Origin of the sequence: Archangium minus, from assembly GCF_044360475.1 — a bacterium.
Lineage (GTDB): Bacteria > Myxococcota > Myxococcia > Myxococcales > Myxococcaceae > Archangium > Archangium minus.
In genome coordinates this window covers 6,778,952-6,793,957 of sequence record NZ_CP043494.1, presented here as the reverse complement: position 1 = coordinate 6,793,957, position 15,006 = coordinate 6,778,952, and the positions used below count along the sequence as shown (strand labels likewise).

Annotated in this window: 13 protein-coding genes; 10 read left to right on the top strand and 3 right to left on the bottom strand. The window is 67.2% G+C overall.

The genetic code is table 11. The features are described from left to right. Window positions 1-10: 10 nt before the first annotated feature. From F0U60_RS27595 to F0U60_RS27560, 8 genes are all read left to right on the top strand, one after another. Window positions 11-475, top strand: coding sequence for a hypothetical protein (locus F0U60_RS27595; protein ID WP_395803855.1), 465 nt, complete (start codon window positions 11-13; stop codon window positions 473-475). 4 nt (window positions 476-479) lie between these two features. Continuing rightward, a complete protein-coding gene (locus tag F0U60_RS27590; protein WP_395803853.1) occupies window positions 480-884 on the top strand; it encodes a hypothetical protein in 405 nt (134 codons plus the stop codon). Window positions 885-959: 75 nt separating this feature from the next. Next, a complete protein-coding gene (locus F0U60_RS27585; RefSeq protein ID WP_395803851.1) occupies window positions 960-1,808 on the top strand; it encodes a 3-hydroxyacyl-CoA dehydrogenase family protein in 849 nt (282 codons plus the stop codon). 18 nt (window positions 1,809-1,826) lie between these two features. Next, window positions 1,827-2,603, top strand: a complete 777-nt coding sequence (locus F0U60_RS27580) for an enoyl-CoA hydratase-related protein (RefSeq protein ID WP_395803849.1) — start codon at window positions 1,827-1,829, stop codon at window positions 2,601-2,603. A 136-nt stretch (window positions 2,604-2,739) separates the two neighbouring features. Then, window positions 2,740-3,882 (top strand): acyl-CoA dehydrogenase, encoded by a 1,143-nt coding sequence (locus F0U60_RS27575; protein ID WP_395803847.1) that lies wholly within the window; start codon window positions 2,740-2,742, stop codon window positions 3,880-3,882. 9 nt (window positions 3,883-3,891) lie between these two features. Further along, entirely contained in the window at window positions 3,892-4,386 is a 495-nt protein-coding gene (locus F0U60_RS27570) for an AgmX/PglI C-terminal domain-containing protein (protein WP_395803845.1), read from the top strand. Between the two features lie 10 nt (window positions 4,387-4,396). Then, window positions 4,397-5,542: an acyl-CoA dehydrogenase family protein gene (locus F0U60_RS27565; RefSeq protein WP_395803843.1), complete on the top strand. Its 1,146-nt coding sequence runs from the start codon at window positions 4,397-4,399 to the stop codon at window positions 5,540-5,542. A 359-nt stretch (window positions 5,543-5,901) separates the two neighbouring features. Then, window positions 5,902-7,611 (top strand): 30S ribosomal protein S1, encoded by a 1,710-nt coding sequence (locus tag F0U60_RS27560; RefSeq protein WP_395803841.1) that lies wholly within the window; start codon window positions 5,902-5,904, stop codon window positions 7,609-7,611. Between the two features lie 113 nt (window positions 7,612-7,724). Here F0U60_RS27560 and F0U60_RS27555 read toward each other — a convergent pair whose 3' ends face one another. Next, window positions 7,725-9,443 carry an HAD-IG family 5'-nucleotidase gene (locus tag F0U60_RS27555; protein ID WP_395803839.1) on the bottom strand — a complete coding sequence of 573 codons (1,719 nt, stop codon included), beginning with the start codon at window positions 9,441-9,443 and terminating at the stop codon, window positions 7,725-7,727. Window positions 9,444-9,842: 399 nt separating this feature from the next. Between F0U60_RS27555 and F0U60_RS27550 the strand changes: the two genes are divergently transcribed. Next, the gene (locus tag F0U60_RS27550) at window positions 9,843-11,978 is read left to right on the top strand and encodes a serine/threonine protein kinase (RefSeq protein ID WP_395803837.1); all 2,136 of its coding nucleotides are present in this window, start codon (window positions 9,843-9,845) and stop codon (window positions 11,976-11,978) included. A gap of 4 nt (window positions 11,979-11,982) precedes the next feature. After that, a complete protein-coding gene (locus F0U60_RS27545; RefSeq protein ID WP_395803835.1) occupies window positions 11,983-12,642 on the top strand; it encodes a response regulator in 660 nt (219 codons plus the stop codon). A 37-nt stretch (window positions 12,643-12,679) separates the two neighbouring features. On the opposite strand, the gene F0U60_RS27540 is transcribed toward F0U60_RS27545, so the two are convergent. Beyond that, the gene (locus F0U60_RS27540; RefSeq protein ID WP_395803833.1) at window positions 12,680-13,915 is read right to left on the bottom strand and encodes a cytochrome P450; all 1,236 of its coding nucleotides are present in this window, start codon (window positions 13,913-13,915) and stop codon (window positions 12,680-12,682) included. Between the two features lie 481 nt (window positions 13,916-14,396). Next, entirely contained in the window at window positions 14,397-14,957 is a 561-nt protein-coding gene (locus tag F0U60_RS27535; protein WP_395803831.1) for a hypothetical protein, read from the bottom strand. Window positions 14,958-15,006: the final 49 nt, after the last annotated feature.

The window sequence follows — 15,006 nt, the reverse complement described above, 5'->3', positions numbered from 1 at the left end:
CGAGGACCCCATGACAACCGGCAAGGAACCCGACAACGACTTCGATCCGCTGCTCGGCGACGAGCCGGGGAAGGAGGGTTCTCGCCCGGGGTTCGTGCCGGAGTTCGTGCGCAAGGTGGCGGTGGCAGGTCTGGGTGCCCTCTTCATGACGGAGGAGGGCATCCGCTCGCTGGCCGGTCAGCTCAAGCTGCCCAAGGAGGCGCTCGGCTATATCCTCGGGCAGGCGGAGAAGACGAAGGACGAGGTGGGCCGGGTGGTCTCCGAGGAGCTGCGGCGCTTCCTCCAGTCGGAGAAGCTGCGCGACGAGTTCCTCAAGCTGATGTCGGGGATGACCATCGAGGTGAAGGCCCAGATCCGCCTGGTTCCGGATCGCGCCGAGGACGTGGAGCAGGGCGAGCCGGCGCGCACCAAGGTGGTCGTCACCGAGCTGAACACGCGCCGCGGCGGCAAGAAGTCCGCCTCGAAGAAGGAGTAACGGCGTGGAGGGCGAGGGGCGGCGGAACTGGCGTCAGCACCCGCTGATGAAGCGGCTCCCCGTGCTGCTGCTGCTGGCCATGGGCCTGTGGCTGTGGAAGGGCTCGGAAGTGCCCGAGCGCGAGCTGGTATGGCGGCTGGTGGGCCCGGGCTGGGGCGAGATCCGCGCCATCGACCTCCAGGTGAAGAACGCCGAGGGCGAGCTGGTGAAGCGCGAAACGCACACTTTCCAGGCAGGACCTCCGAGCTCGGTGACCCTGAAGACGGAGCTGCCCGCCGGGACATACGAGGTGTGGGTGTTCGCTCGGGGTGAAAGTGGACCTTCCCGGCCCCCGCGTGTGGAGCGCCTGACACTCGGAGAAGAAGACGTGCGCGTCGAGCGGGGACTCCCGGTACCTGCGAGTCGTTGACCGGTGGGGTGGCCAGGGCTATAGCGCGCCCGGTTCCTCGTTTACTGATTTACCGAGCAAGGGGTCGCGAACGCCATGGCAACGGAGCACATCGTCGTCGTCGGGGCAGGGCAGATGGGGTCGGGCATTGCCCAGGTGGCGCTGCAGGCGGGCCTGCGGGTCACGCTGGTGGACGTCTCGAAGGAGGGTCTCGCCAAGGGTGCCGAGCGCATCAAGGCCGGCCTGAAGAAGCTGGTGGAGAAGGGCAAGCTGGACGCGGCCCGGCTCGAGGCGGCGAACACGAACTTCGCGACCGCCACCAGCGCCACCGAGGTGAAGGACGTCGACTTCGCCGTCGAGGCCGTGACGGAGAACGAGGACCTCAAGCGCCGCATCTTCGTGGAGCTGGACAGCGTGGTGAAGCCGGGCGGCATCCTGGCCACCAACACCTCGTCCATCCCCATCACCCGGATCGCCGCGGCGACGAAGCGCCCGGAGAACGTGATCGGGATGCACTTCATGAACCCGGTGCCGCTGATGCAGCTGGTGGAGCTGATCCGGGGCGCGGCGACGTCGGACGCGACGTACCAGACGACGAAGGCGCTCGCGGAGAAGATGGGGAAGACCACGGTGGTGTCCAAGGACTTCCCGGGCTTCATCGTGAACCGCATCCTCATCCCCATGCTGAACGAGGCCTGCTTCGCGCTGATGGAGGGCCTGGGCACGGCGGAGGACATCGACACGGCGATGAAGCTGGGCACCAACCAGCCCATGGGCCCGCTGCAGCTGGCGGACTTCATCGGCCTGGACACGGTGCTCTACATCGCCGAGGTGCTCCACAAGGGGCTGGGTGACGACAAGTACCGCCCGAGCCCGCTGCTGCGGCAGTACGTGGACGCCGGCTGGTACGGCAAGAAGAGCGGCCGCGGTTTCTACAAGTACTAGGACGAGGCAATCCCCCACATGGCCTACGAGAACATCCGGCTGGAGTCCGAGGACGCCATCGCGATCCTCACCATTGATCGTCCCAAGGCGCTCAACGCCCTCAACAGCAAGACGCTCCAGGAGATCGAGTCCGCGCTCAACGCCCTTCCTCCCACGGCCCGCGCCCTCATCGTCACGGGCGGTGGCGACAAGGCCTTCGTGGCGGGCGCGGACATCGCGGAGATGGCCTCCATCACCGCGGCGCAGGCGCGCGAGTTCGCCGCGCTCGGCCACCGCGTCTTCCACAAGCTCGAGCAGCTCCCCATCCCCACCATCGCCGCGGTGAACGGCTTCGCGCTCGGTGGTGGCTGTGAGCTCGCCCTCGCGTGCGACCTCATCTACGCCTCGGAGAAGGCGAAGCTGGGACTGCCCGAGGTGAGCCTCGGCGTGATTCCGGGCTTCGGCGGCACGCAGCGCCTCACCCGCGTGGTGGGCAAGATGCGCGCGAAGGAGCTCGTCTTCACGGGTGAGCGCCTGGACGCGGCCAAGGCGAAGGAGATCGGCCTGGTCCTCGAGGTACTGCCGGCGGATCAGCTCCTGGCCCACTGCAAGACGGTGGCGGGGAAGATCCTCAAGAACGGTCCGCTGGCGGTGTCGCAGGCCAAGCGGGTCATCGAGTTCGGCGCCGACCAGGATCTTCGTGCGGCCAACGAGCTGGAGCGCCAGGGTTTCGCGGTGCTCTTTGGCTCGGAGGACCAGAAGGAGGGCATGAAGGCCTTCCTGGAGAAGCGTCCCGCCGCCTTCGCTGGCAAGTAGGCAACCAAACCATGCCCGGGAGCCCCGGGATGGCTAATGGGCGCGGCAATTGGCGCTTGCCCGCCCTTCTTGCAAACCCCGATCCCAGGAGGCATGCCCGTACTATGTACCTCCGCGCCCTTACCCCAGGAGTGCCATGAACTTCGAGCTGAGCGACGTCCAGCGCGAGATCCAGCGGATGTGCCGCGAGTTCGCCTCGCGCGAGCTGACCCCCAACGCCCGCAAGTGGGACGAGACGCACCAGTGGCCCGTCGAGGCGGTGAAGAAGCTGGCTGAGCTGTCTCTGCTCGGTGTGGCGGTGCCGGAGCAGTACGGCGGCGCGGGGCTGGACAACGTGTGCTACGCGCTGGCCATGGAGGAGATCAGCCGCGGCTGCGCCTCCACCGGCGTCATCATGAGCGTGAACAACTCGCTCTACTGCGATCCGGTGATGAAGTACGGCAACGAGGAGCAGAAGGCGGAGTTCCTCACTCCCTTCGCCCGGGGCGAGAAGCTGGGCTGCTTTGGCCTCACCGAGCCCGAGGCGGGCAGCGACGCGGCCTCCCAGAAGACCACGGCCGTGCGCAAGGGTGACGAGTACATCATCAACGGCTCGAAGAACTGGATCACCAACGGCCCCAAGGCGGACGCCATCGTGCTGTTCACGATGACGAACAAGGAGGCGGGCAACAGGGGCATCTCCGCGTTCCTGGTGCCCACCAACACGCCGGGCTTCATCCGCGCCGAGCCGGACAAGAAGATGGGCATCAGCGCCGCGCACTCGTGCAGCATGTTCTTCGAGGACATGCGCGTGCCGGCCAAGAACCTCCTGGGCAAGGAGGGCGACGGCTTCAAGATCGCCATGAGCACGCTGGACGGCGGGCGCATTGGCATTGCCTCGCAGGCGCTGGGCATTGCCCGCGCGGCCTTCGAGGAGGCCGTGCGCTACTCGGGCGAGCGCAAGACGTTCGGCAAGCCCATCCGCGAGCACCAGGCCATCCAGTTCATGATCGCCGACATGGCCACGGAGATCGACGCGGCTCGGCTGCTCGTGCTGCGCGCGGCGATGCTCAAGGACAAGGGCGTGCGCCACTCCACCGAGAGCTCCATGGCCAAGCTGTACGCCAGCGAGATGGCCAGCCGTGTGGCCAACAAGGCCCTGCAGGTGCACGGGGGCATGGGCTACTCCAAGGAGATGGACGTCGAGCGCCACGTGCGCGACGCGCGCATCACGGAGATCTACGAGGGGACGAGCGAGATTCAGCGCATCGTCATCTCGGCCAACCTGTTGAAGGACTGAGGAGTCGAAATGAAGCGCTTCCTGTTCGCGGTGGTGGTGTTGCTTGGTTCAGGCCTGGCGTTCGCGCAGGGCTCGCCTGGCAAGAAGGGCTCGGCCCAGAAGGAGACGGGCGCGAGCCCCGAGGCGGCTGCCCCCGCGCAGGAGAAGAAGAAGGCGGCGGGGCCGGTCCGGCCTCCGCCCCCGGAGATCAACCGGCTGCCCTTCACTCCGGACTCCATCCGCATGGTCATGGAGTACCACGCCTTCGACATCCAGGATTGCTACGAGGAGATCCTCGCGACGAAGGGCAGCACGGTGGAGGAGGGTCGCATCATGACGACCTTCACCATCACGCAGGACGGCTTCGTGCGGAACGCCAAGGTCGCCAAGGCGGGTACGACGCTGAAGAACCCGCGCCTGCACGAGTGCGTGGTGAACGTGCTCTCCGGCATCAACTTCCCGCAGCCGCCGGACCGCCGCGAGTACCCCATCGAGTATCCGTTCAACCTCAAGGCCATCAAGTAGGACCCCTTCCGTGAACCTCGAGCTCACCGAGACGCAGACGCTCATCCGCGACACCGCGCGCAAGTTCGCGCGGGAGCGGGTGGCGCCCCAGGCGCGCAGATTCGACAAGGAGGAGATCTTCCCCACCGAGCTCTTCAAGGAGCTGGCCTCCCTGGGGCTCATGGGGGTGAACATCCCCTCCCAGTACGGCGGCGCCGAGGCGGGCGTCGTCTCCTACTCGCTGGCGATGATGGAGATGGCCGCCGCGTGTGCCTCCACCTCGGTGGCCATGGCTGTCACCAACATGTGCGCCGAGCTCATCCAGAAGTTCGGCACCGAGGCGCAGCGCCAGAAGTACGTCACGCGCATCACCTCGGGCGAGGCGGTGGTGGGCTCGTTCGCGCTCTCCGAGCCGCACGCGGGCTCGGATCCGCGCGCCATGCGCACCACGGCGGTGCGGCGCGGGGACAAGTGGGTCCTCAACGGCAGCAAGCAGTGGATCACCTCCGGCGCCTACGCGGGCGTGATGGTGGTGTGGGCGCTCACGGGAGGGCAGGGGAGCAAGGGCATCTCCGCCTTCATCGTGGAGGGCGGGACGAAGGGCCTCATCGTCGGCAAGCATGAGGACAAGATGGGCCTGCGCTCGTCCAACACCGTGAGCCTCACCTTCGAGGACATGGAGATCCCCGCGGAGAACCTCCTGGGCAAGGAGGGCGACGGCTTCAAGCTGGCGATGATCGCGCTGGACGGTGGGCGTATCGGCATCGCCTCGCAGGCCTGCGGTGTGGCCCGGGCGGCGCTGGAGGCCTCCATCCGCTATGCGAAGGACCGTAAGGCCTTCGGCCAGCCCATTGGCGAGTTCCAGGGACTGCGCTTCATGCTGGCCAACATGGCCACCGAGCTCCAGGCGGCCGAGCTGCTGACGTACCGGGCGGCGTTCCTCAAGGACGAGGGCCAGCCGTTCACCCGCGAGGCCTCCATGGCGAAGCTGTACGCCAGCGAGATGTCCAACCGCGCGGTGGACAAGGCGGTGCAGATCCACGGCGGCTACGGCTACATCGACGAGTTCCCCGTGGAGCGTTACTTCCGGGATGCCCGGGTGCAGACCATCTACGAGGGCACCAGCGAGGTTCAGCGGCTGGTGATCGCCCGCGAGACGTTCAAGCTCCTCGACTGACCGCCCGCTCTGCTGGCGAAGGTTCGCGCCCCCCGTGCGCCTCATGCGCCGGGGCGATGGCGCGACTACCCATGGGGTACCACCTTGTCCTCCGGTAGGCGCCCGGAGGCCTGGCGACCTGGCCTCTGGGACAGGGGTTCTGGGGTGGCGGGGGGTCCCCTCCCACCCGGAGCCGCATTATCAAGACTGTAAACAAGTATCCCGCGCTCGCTTGACTGCCGGTGTAACCGGTGTCTAGGGTGCGCGGCTTCGAGTCAACCCCATTGTGGGGTTGGCTCGCGGGTCACTCGTAGCTCCCCGCGAGTGACTGCCGTCCACAACCGGGGGCAGCAGTACCGTTTCAAAGGATTCCCAATCTCATGCAGCAGAATGTGAACCAGCAGATCGGAGATGTCGGCGACGAGGATTTTGCCGCGATGTTCGAGGCCTCGCTCAAGGAGCGTGGCGGTGAAGGCATCCTCAAGGAAGGCGAGATCGTCAAGGGCACCGTCGTTCAGGTGACCAAGGACTACGCCATCGTCGACATCGGCTACAAGTCCGAGGGCCAGGTTCCGATCTCCGAGTTCACCAGCCCTCGCGGCGAGGTCTCCGTCAAGGCGGGCGACCCTGTCGAGGTCCTCCTGGAGAGCCGCGAGAACGATACCGGCATGGTCGTCCTCTCCAAGGAGAAGGCCGACAAGATGCGCATCTGGGACGAGATCAGCGCCGCCTGCGAGCGCGATGAGATCGTCAAGGGCACCATCGTGGGTCGCGTGAAGGGTGGCCTCTCCGTCGACATCGGAGTGAAGGCGTTCCTCCCCGGCAGCCAGGTGGATATCCGCCCGGTGCGCAACCTCGACCAGTACATCTCGAAGGAATTCGAGTTCAAGGTCATCAAGTTCAACAAGAAGCGCGGCAACATCGTGCTCTCCCGCCGCGTGCTGCTCGAGAAGCAGCGCGAGGAGATGAAGAAGGAGACCCTCAAGAATCTCAAGGAGGGTGCGGTCCTCAAGGGCGTGGTCAAGAACCTCACCGACTACGGCGCCTTCATCGACCTCGGCGGCATCGACGGCCTCCTCCACATCACCGACATGTCCTGGGGCCGCATCGGTCACCCCAGCGAGATGTTCAATGTGGGTGACGAGGTCCGGGTCGTGGTCCTCAAGTTCGACCCCGCCCAGGAGCGCGTCAGCCTCGGCCTCAAGCAGATCCAGGAGGATCCGTGGCACCGCGCCGACGAGAAGTACCCGGTCGGCACCCGCGTGCGCGGCAAGGTCGTCTCCATCACCGACTACGGCGCGTTCATCGAGATCGAGCAGGGCGTCGAGGGTCTGGTGCACGTGTCCGAGATGTCCTGGACCAAGCGCCTCAAGCACCCGAGCAAGATGCTCGAGGTGGGCCAGGAGGTCGAGGCCGTCGTTCTCGACATCGATCCGAAGGCCAAGCGCATCGCGCTGGGCATGAAGCAGATCGAGCAGAACCCCTGGACGCTGCTCGAGGACAAGTACCCGATCGGCTCCGTCATCAAGGGTCAGATCCGCAACGTCACCGACTTCGGCGTGTTCGTCGGCGTCGAGGAGGGCGTGGACGGCCTGGTGCACGTGTCCGACATCTCGTGGACCCAGCGCATCAAGCACCCGGGCGAGATGTTCAAGAAGGGCGACGAGGTCGAGGCGGTGGTGCTCAACATCGACGTCGAGAACGAGCGCTTCAGCCTGGGCATCAAGCAGCTCCAGCCGGATCCCTGGGACACCCTGTCCGAGCGCACCCCGGTGGGCAGCCGCGTGAAGGGCAAGGTCACCAAGGTGACGGACTTCGGCGCCTTCGTGGAGATCGAGCCCGGCATCGAGGGCCTCGTGCACGTCTCCGAGCTGAAGGAGGAGCGTGTCGAGAACCCGCGTGACGTGGTGAACGAGGGCCAGGAGGTTGAGGTCAAGATCATCGACATCAACACCCAGGACCGGAAGGTGGCTCTGTCGATGAAGGCCCTGATCGGCGAGGGCGACGACTACCGCGAGTACCTCCGCCGCCAGGCCGAGGGCTCCAAGGCCCGCCTCGGCGACGTGATGGCCAGCAAGCTGAAGAAGTAGTCGGCTTGCCCCTCACGTAGAGGGATAGGACAACGGCCGGGCTCCCTTCGGGGAACCCGGCCGTTTGTTTTTCCAGTCCTGATTTCAGGAGTCCCCAGGGCGGGGGAGGGGACTCAGCGCTCGCGCTCGCCCTTGGGAGGGCCCTCGCTGCCCACCAGCGATAGCTTCGCCGACCAGGAGCCGGCCATCTCGTGCGGCATCAGCTCGCGCGGCGAGCGGTAGTACTGCATCGGCGAGTCGTGCAGGAAGTTCGACACCCGGCTCGTGTACAGACACGCGTAGCGTTCCACCTGCTCGCCGAAGCGGCTGTTCTCGTGCCCTTCCTTGAAGAGCAGGCCCCAGTACGGGTTGAAGCCTTCCTCCACCTCGCGCTCCAGGGTGTCGGCGATCTCCGTCGCCTCCCGCAGGGCCCAGCGCAGCTTGTCCAGCTCGACCTTCGTCTTGCGCCGCTCTTCCTCCAGCTGGGCCTGCTCCTCGGCCGTCAGCTCCCCGCGATCCAGCCTGCGGTCCAGCGCGTTGAGCAGACCCTTGTGGTGCGCCACCGCGTCATCCAGCCGCTCCCGAGCCATTTCCACCTCGGACAGCTGCTCGATCCGCTCTCGCTGCCCGTCCGTGTAGGTGATCTCGTCTTCAATCTCCTGGACGATCATGCACGTGCGCCACAGCGAGGACTTCTTCGACTTGAGGATGTCCCCGTAGATGTGATCGCCCACGTACAGGACGCCCTCGCCCGCGTAGCCCGTCTGCCGCTCGAACTGCACCAGGTTGCCGCCCTGGTACACCTTGCCGCGCTCCAGGTGGGCGGCCTCACCCACCACGCGCGCTTCCTCGCCAGGACCGGCTGTCTCCAGCTCCAGGAAGGGCCGCTGCTCGGAGAAGAACGCCGGCTTCGAGGCCAGCGTCACGATGTAGTCGAAGTAGTTGCGCCAGCTCGGGTACTCCGCCAACTGCCCGTCCAGCAGGTAGCGCATCACCGCGTCCGTGTAGTCCCACGCCGAGTTCGTCAGCAGGAACAGGCGCTTGCCGCCCGAGCGCAGCTTGTGCAGCGCGGGGCCCAGCTCCGGATCCTGGAAGATGTAGCGCCCCAGCTCCTTGCGCACCTCGCGCTTGAGCGAGTTGTCCCGGTGCACCGTGTCGATGGCGTCGCGGATGTCGTCGTACAGCTTGCCGTAGTCCACGCGCTGGCCCAGCGACTCCAGCAGCTCGATGATGCCCGCGAACAGCCAGGCCTCGGGCAGGGCGAAGAGCGTGTCGATCCACGCGAACTGGGGGTTCTTCAGCTGCACGCGCTGGTTGCGGTAGAGCTTCTTCCACACCTCGCGCTCGAGCGGCCGCAGCCCGTGCCAGGCCCGCCCCACGTAGCCGAAGCGGTCCATCTTCAGCAGGTTGCCGTTCGCCTTGTCGACCGCCAGCCCGCGGATCACGAAGTGGTGGTCGTACTGCAGCTGGCCGATCACCGACGGGTAGCCTCGCTCGGAGACGAGCTTGGCGATCGTCATGTCGTACGCGAGCTGCTCCAGCCGGCGCATGTGATAGATGGCCAGCGTGTAGTCCATGTCGAAGCCGATGAGCTCGACGCTGGTCATGCGCAGGTTGCGGTTGACGAAGATGTCCCGCGCGCGTGGCACCTCGCGAGGGAGAACCCGGGGGACGCTCAGCAGGCGAGCGAGCTCGGGATCTGCGAAGAGGCTCTGGGCGCGGCGCTCGGCGTCCTCGGCGTGGGCTCGGTTGCGCGAGGAGCGGAAGCTGCCGTGCAGGGGATCCGAGGTCGTCGGGCTCCCGGGGATGGGTCCGGTCGGTGAGAGTTTCGGTGACACAGGACAGACAGACATAACACGCGGTCCTCGGGCGGCACCATTCATACGGCCCGTCCACCTTGCGGGCTGCCGAGCCGACGTGGCACGCTCGCGGGTCCGCATGCGATCGCCCGCCAGACGCCCCCCGTCCGACGCAGAGCTCCACGCGCGGCTGTCCGCCCGAATCGAGGCTCTGGAGGACCGTGTCCGCCGGCTCGAGGTGTTGGTCCGCGGCGCCGTCGTGGCCGGGCGTACGCGTTCCTCGGGGACCGCCTCCGGTCGAGTGCGCCGTCAGATGGCGGCTCCCCGGACAGGCGGCCGAGCGCGTCCTCGTTGCCCCGGCTGCACGCTGGAGCTCCCACCGGGACGCCGGGGCGAGGCCTGTGTCTGGTGCGGGTTCCTGTTCGACGCCGTCCGGCCCCGGAAGAGGAAGGGATGAGCAGCGCCTACCGGTTGACCGGCCGCATTGAGGCCGGAGAGCTCGCTGATCTCTACGAGGCTGTCCAGGAGCCGGGTGGCGCCAAGGTCGTCATCAAGCTCTTCCATCCGAAGACGTCGGATCCGCGCTACGCCGCCGTGCTGGCCCAGACGTACAGCGTCCTCAACCCGCTGCACCCCGAGGGTGTCCTCCACGTCCTCGACATGGGCTTCGTGAAGAACCGGCTCGCCGTGGTGCGCGAGTCCGTGGAGGGCTACACCCTGGGCACCGCGCTGCAGCGGCTCAGCTCCAAGGAGGTCCTCCTCCCAGCGCCCGTCGCGCTCCATCTCATCATCCAGCTCCTCGAGTCCGTGGAGCGGGCCCACGCGGTGGGTGTCGTCCACGGCGCCATCACCCCGGGCAACGTGCTGCTGTCGCGCGCCGGTCTGCCCGCCGTGTGCGACTTCGGAGCGCTCCAGGCGCTCATCGGGGTACCGGAGCTCAAGCGCGCCTTCGCGGGCCGGGGCCGCAGCGCCTATCGCGCCCCCGAGGTGGGCCGGGGTGACATGCCCGACGTGCTCTCGGACATCTACTCCATCGGCGCCATGGCCTACGAGCTGCTCACCCTGCGCGAGGCTGTCGTCCCCGACGGAGGTGTCAGCACCCGCCGCGCCGGCCTGCCTCCGCCCAGCCGCCTGGATCGGCGCATCCATGCGCGATTGGACCCCATCATCCTGCGCGCGCTGGAGGCCACGCCCTCCAGGCGGTTCCGCTCCTGTGCTGAGTTCGCCGGCTCGCTGCGCAACTTCCTCTCCACCAACGGAGGCCTGCCCGGCACCGAGGAATCGCGCCGCTTCGTGGCCGAGCTCTTCCCCAACGAGGTGTCCGTCGGGCTCGGTCCAGTGCCGTTCTCCGAGCGCTTCACACTCACGCCGATCTCGGGCGTATCGCTGGCACAGGTGAGCGCGGACGCGTTGGACAAGTCCGTGGTGGTGCGACCCTCCTTCAGTCCCGCCCTCAGCGAGGCGGACACCATGGAGGCTCCGCCCGCCTTCGAGGACTACCTGCCCGAGCCCACCGTGGTGCCAGGGCCCGTGATGGATCGCCGCGTGCTCGACTCCACCCAGGTCTTCACGGAGGAGCCCCCGACGGAGGAGGTCGTCCCCGAATCCACCCAAGTCAGCTCCCCTGCGCCTCCCGAGATGGGCCGGAGCGCTCCGCCAGGCGACGATGAGCAGACCTGGGTGGCGCCTCCAGGGGCGGCACCGCCCAAGCCTCGCCGAGGGCCTGTGCTCGGTGGTGCCGCTGCCGCGGCCAGGGAAGGGACGCGCGTGGGCAAGCATCCCCGCCTGCGCGTGGTGGAGGACTTCTCTCGTCCCGAGCCGCCATCCGAGCCCCCACCTCCGCAGGGAGATGCGGAGGACCGGATAGACACCGAGAAGCTCGAGAGGACGGTGCTCCGCTCGCGCGTCCCCGAAGGGACGGTCACGCGGGCGCGTGTACCTCCGTCCCTGGTGCGCGGGCACGGGTCCGAGCAGCCGCCAACCACGGTCGAGCCGGATCGCTCGTACATCCCCATGCCCCCTCCGACGTCTCCGGAGGTCAAGGCCGCGGTGGCTCAACGCCGCCTCTTCACCGAGGAGCGCAACCTCCAGGAGGACGCGCGGCGCCGGCGCCGGATGTTGGCTGTGGCGGGTGCCATCGCGCTGGTGGGCATGGTGTGTTTTGCCTTCGCGCTGTGGAGGTTCTCACAACGACCCCAGCTCGACACGGATCCCAAGGTGTCCGCGGTCAGTGGCGCCGTGGAGCAGTACCTGCAAGAGCCTCCGACGTCGTCGCCTGAGCCTCCCAAGCCCAGCCATAGCCCGCCACCGGAGCCGGTGGTGGTGTCCCAGGGGACGGGTGAGGACCCTCCCAAGGCCGGTGTCGCGTACCTGTCGCTCGAGGCCGACCGCCCAGCGCGCGCGTACATCAATGGTGTGCGGGTGAGGCGCAACCTGCCCCTGGTGCGCTACCCGGTGAGGTCAGGCACCCATGAGATCATCATCGAGACGATTGGCGTGCCGCGGTACCGCGAGGTGTTCCAGGTGAGCCTGGAGCGCGGCGAGCACAAGATGCTGCAGCAGCTCTTCAACGACTCTTCCCACCGCTGAGGCCATGGACCGGACCCGCGTCTTCGTCGTCGAGGATCAGCCGACCCTGCTACGCAACCTCCTCAAGGTGCTCGGGAGCTTCCCGGAGCTAGAGGTGGTGGGCAGCTCCCAGGATGGGGAGCAGGCCGTGGAGGAGCTGGTGCGGGTGCGCCCGCAGCTGGTGCTGTTGGACCTGGAGCTGCCGGGCCTCAACGGGATTGAAGTGACGCGGCGGGTGAAGCGCCGTGCGCCCGAAGTGGAGGTGCTCATCCTCACGTCCTTCGAGGACGAGCAGAAGGTGTACGAGGCCATTCAAGCGGGGGCCTCGGGCTACCTGGTGAAGCGGGTGGGGCCGGAGAAGATTCGCTCGGGTATCCGCGAGGTGATGGAGGGCGGCACGGTGCTCGAGCCCCTCATCGCGCGGCGCTTCTGGAACTACTTCCAGTCCATCCAGGCGAAGCCGCCCGAGGCGGAGAAGCAGAACCCCTGGGGCCTCACCCCAGCCGAGTTCGACGTGCTGCGCTACGTGGCCAAGGGCCTCTCCAACGCCGAGGTGGGCCGGGTGATGACGCTGGAGCGGCGCACGGTGCGCACGCACCTGTCCCACATCTACAAGAAGATGGGGGTCAACTCGCACGTGGAGGCGGTGGTGCTGGCCCTGCGCGCGGGCCTCGTGGACTTGTGAGGGGAGGGGAGCGCGGGCTCCCCTCCAGCCCTTCACTTCACCAGCGCACGGGCAGCGCGTCGAAGCCGCGGAAGGACAGGCCGTGGCACTTGACCTTGGGGGGCTTCGCCTCATCCAGGCGCAGGTTGGGCAGGCGCTCCAGCAGCATGGAGATGCCGATCTCCAGCTCGCGGCGGGCCAGGCCGGCGCCCATGCAGTGGTGCGCGCCGAAGCCGAACGAGATGTGCTTCTGGTGGTAGCTGTCGCGGGTGATGTCGAAGCGCTCCGGATCCGGGAAGACCGAGGGATCGCGGTTGGCGGCGGCCATCACCAGGAAGACCATGTCGCCCTTGCGGATCGTCTTCCCGTGCAGCTGGATGTCTTCAGAGGCGATTCGCGTGATGGCGGGCACCGACGTGGTGTAGCGCAGCATCTCCTCCACCGCCGAGCGCAACAGCCCCATGTCCTCCCGGAGCAGCTGGAGCTGATCCGGGTGGGTCAGCAGATCGTAGACACCGTTGCTGAGCTGATCCGTGGTGGTGGTGTGCCCGGCGAACAGGATGAGACAGGCGTTGGCCACCAGCTCTTCCGGGGTCATCTTCCCCTGCTCCTGCGCCAGGAGCATCTGGCTGAGCCCGTCCGTGCCAGGTGTGTGACGGCGCTGCTCGATGATGGGGAGCAGGTACTCCTTCATCTCCACCATGGTCTTGTTGGCGTTGCTGGCCAGCAGCAGCGAGTCGGCGCCCACGGGTGGCGAGCTGTACAAGGCCAGGTGCTCCGACCAGACCCAGAAGCGCTCACGGTCCTCGGCCGGCACACCGAGCAGCTCGGCGATGGCGAGCGCGGGCAGCGGGTAGGAGAGATCCTTCACCAGATCCATCTCGTTGCGCGACGACAACTGCTCCAGCAGCTCGCGCATGATGCGGTGAACGATCGGCCGCAACTCATCCAGCCGCTGGGGCGTGAAGCCCATGCCCGTCTGCCGACGCAGCCGCACGTGCTCCGGACCATCCCGCATGAACATCTGGTTGCGGATGGTCTGCATGAACTCGCGGGTGATGTCCGGGCTCAGGCCCTGGACCTGGTACTCGAACAGCTTCGCCCGATTCGCGCTCATGCGCGGATCCCGGTAGGCCGACATCACGTCGTCGTAGCGGGTGAGGAACCAGGCGTGGACCGCGTCGGACCAGTGCACCGGATCGTTCTCGCGCAGGTACTGATAGAGCGGGAACGGGTTGAGCATGTTCTGCGGGCTGACCAGGTTGCGGTCAAGCGTGGGAGCTGCGCTCGACATGGGTGCCTCCACGGTTGAATTGTCGGAGCTGGCCGGTCCTGTCATGGCGCGGCAGAGTAATGTCCGCTCGCTCGGCTGTCGAGGACACAGAGCAGGAGCCATGCCAGCAGTTCACGAGACCTCGACGCGCATCATCGCGCTGGAAAGCTACGAGCCGGGTCTCACTTCTCAGGTGGGGTAGGGTGCGCGTGACGGTGAAGATCATTTCATGGGCATGCGGCCACCAGAGTAGGAACGTACCCTCTTGGGTCATGCCACACCCCGCCGACGTCGTGGGGCGGTCGCGATGACTTGTGGCGCTCTCCCGTTGCGAGCTGTTCAAGACGGCACGGCGGTGGGGCGGCCTCGGTCCGATGATGCACATCTAGGCGACTTGGAAGCCGGGATGCGCACTCGGTTGCGGGCGCGAGGTGCTCGTTGAGAAGCGCGACAGCTACGAGGGAGTACGCAAGCTGATGCCCAACACGGGCGCGCGCACCGCCTACGGCGTGTTTCGCACCAGCCGCAGGTGGGACTTCTTGCCAGCGCGAGGCCCTGGACCGGCGTACACGCCAGGCGCGTGCGGCACATAGGGCTGATCGCGCAGGCGCTCATGCGGGTGGTGCGTCGGCGCGAAGGGATCCGACGGCCCGCGCAGCCCCGAGCGGAGGAACACCAGGAAGAGCATCGTCAGCAGCAGGGAGATGGTGACGAGCGTCAGGCTGTAGTTCGTGAACAGGCCATCGAGCGCGGGAGCGGGATCCGGCATGAAGAGCATGGTGACCAGCAGCAGCCACCACGGTCCGCACACCAGGAGGCCCGCACTGCCGATCCAGATCTTCACCCGCGCCCAGAAGGTCCGCCGCACGGGAAGGCTCGGCGTGCTCGTCGACACCGGATACCGACGGGGTGGCTCGTCCTCGTGCGCGATCCTCGCAAACGCGAGCGAGGCCCCTGTCACGCGCGCTCCACCTACCGGGCCAGCCACCGCGGACCTGTGACGCCAACGGGCCCCGAAGGCCAGCGCCAACAGCACGTAGGGAACGAACACGGTGGCGCCCATCCGGAACGCCTCGCAGGCACCATGCAGGAGCACGGCACAGGCGAGGCCA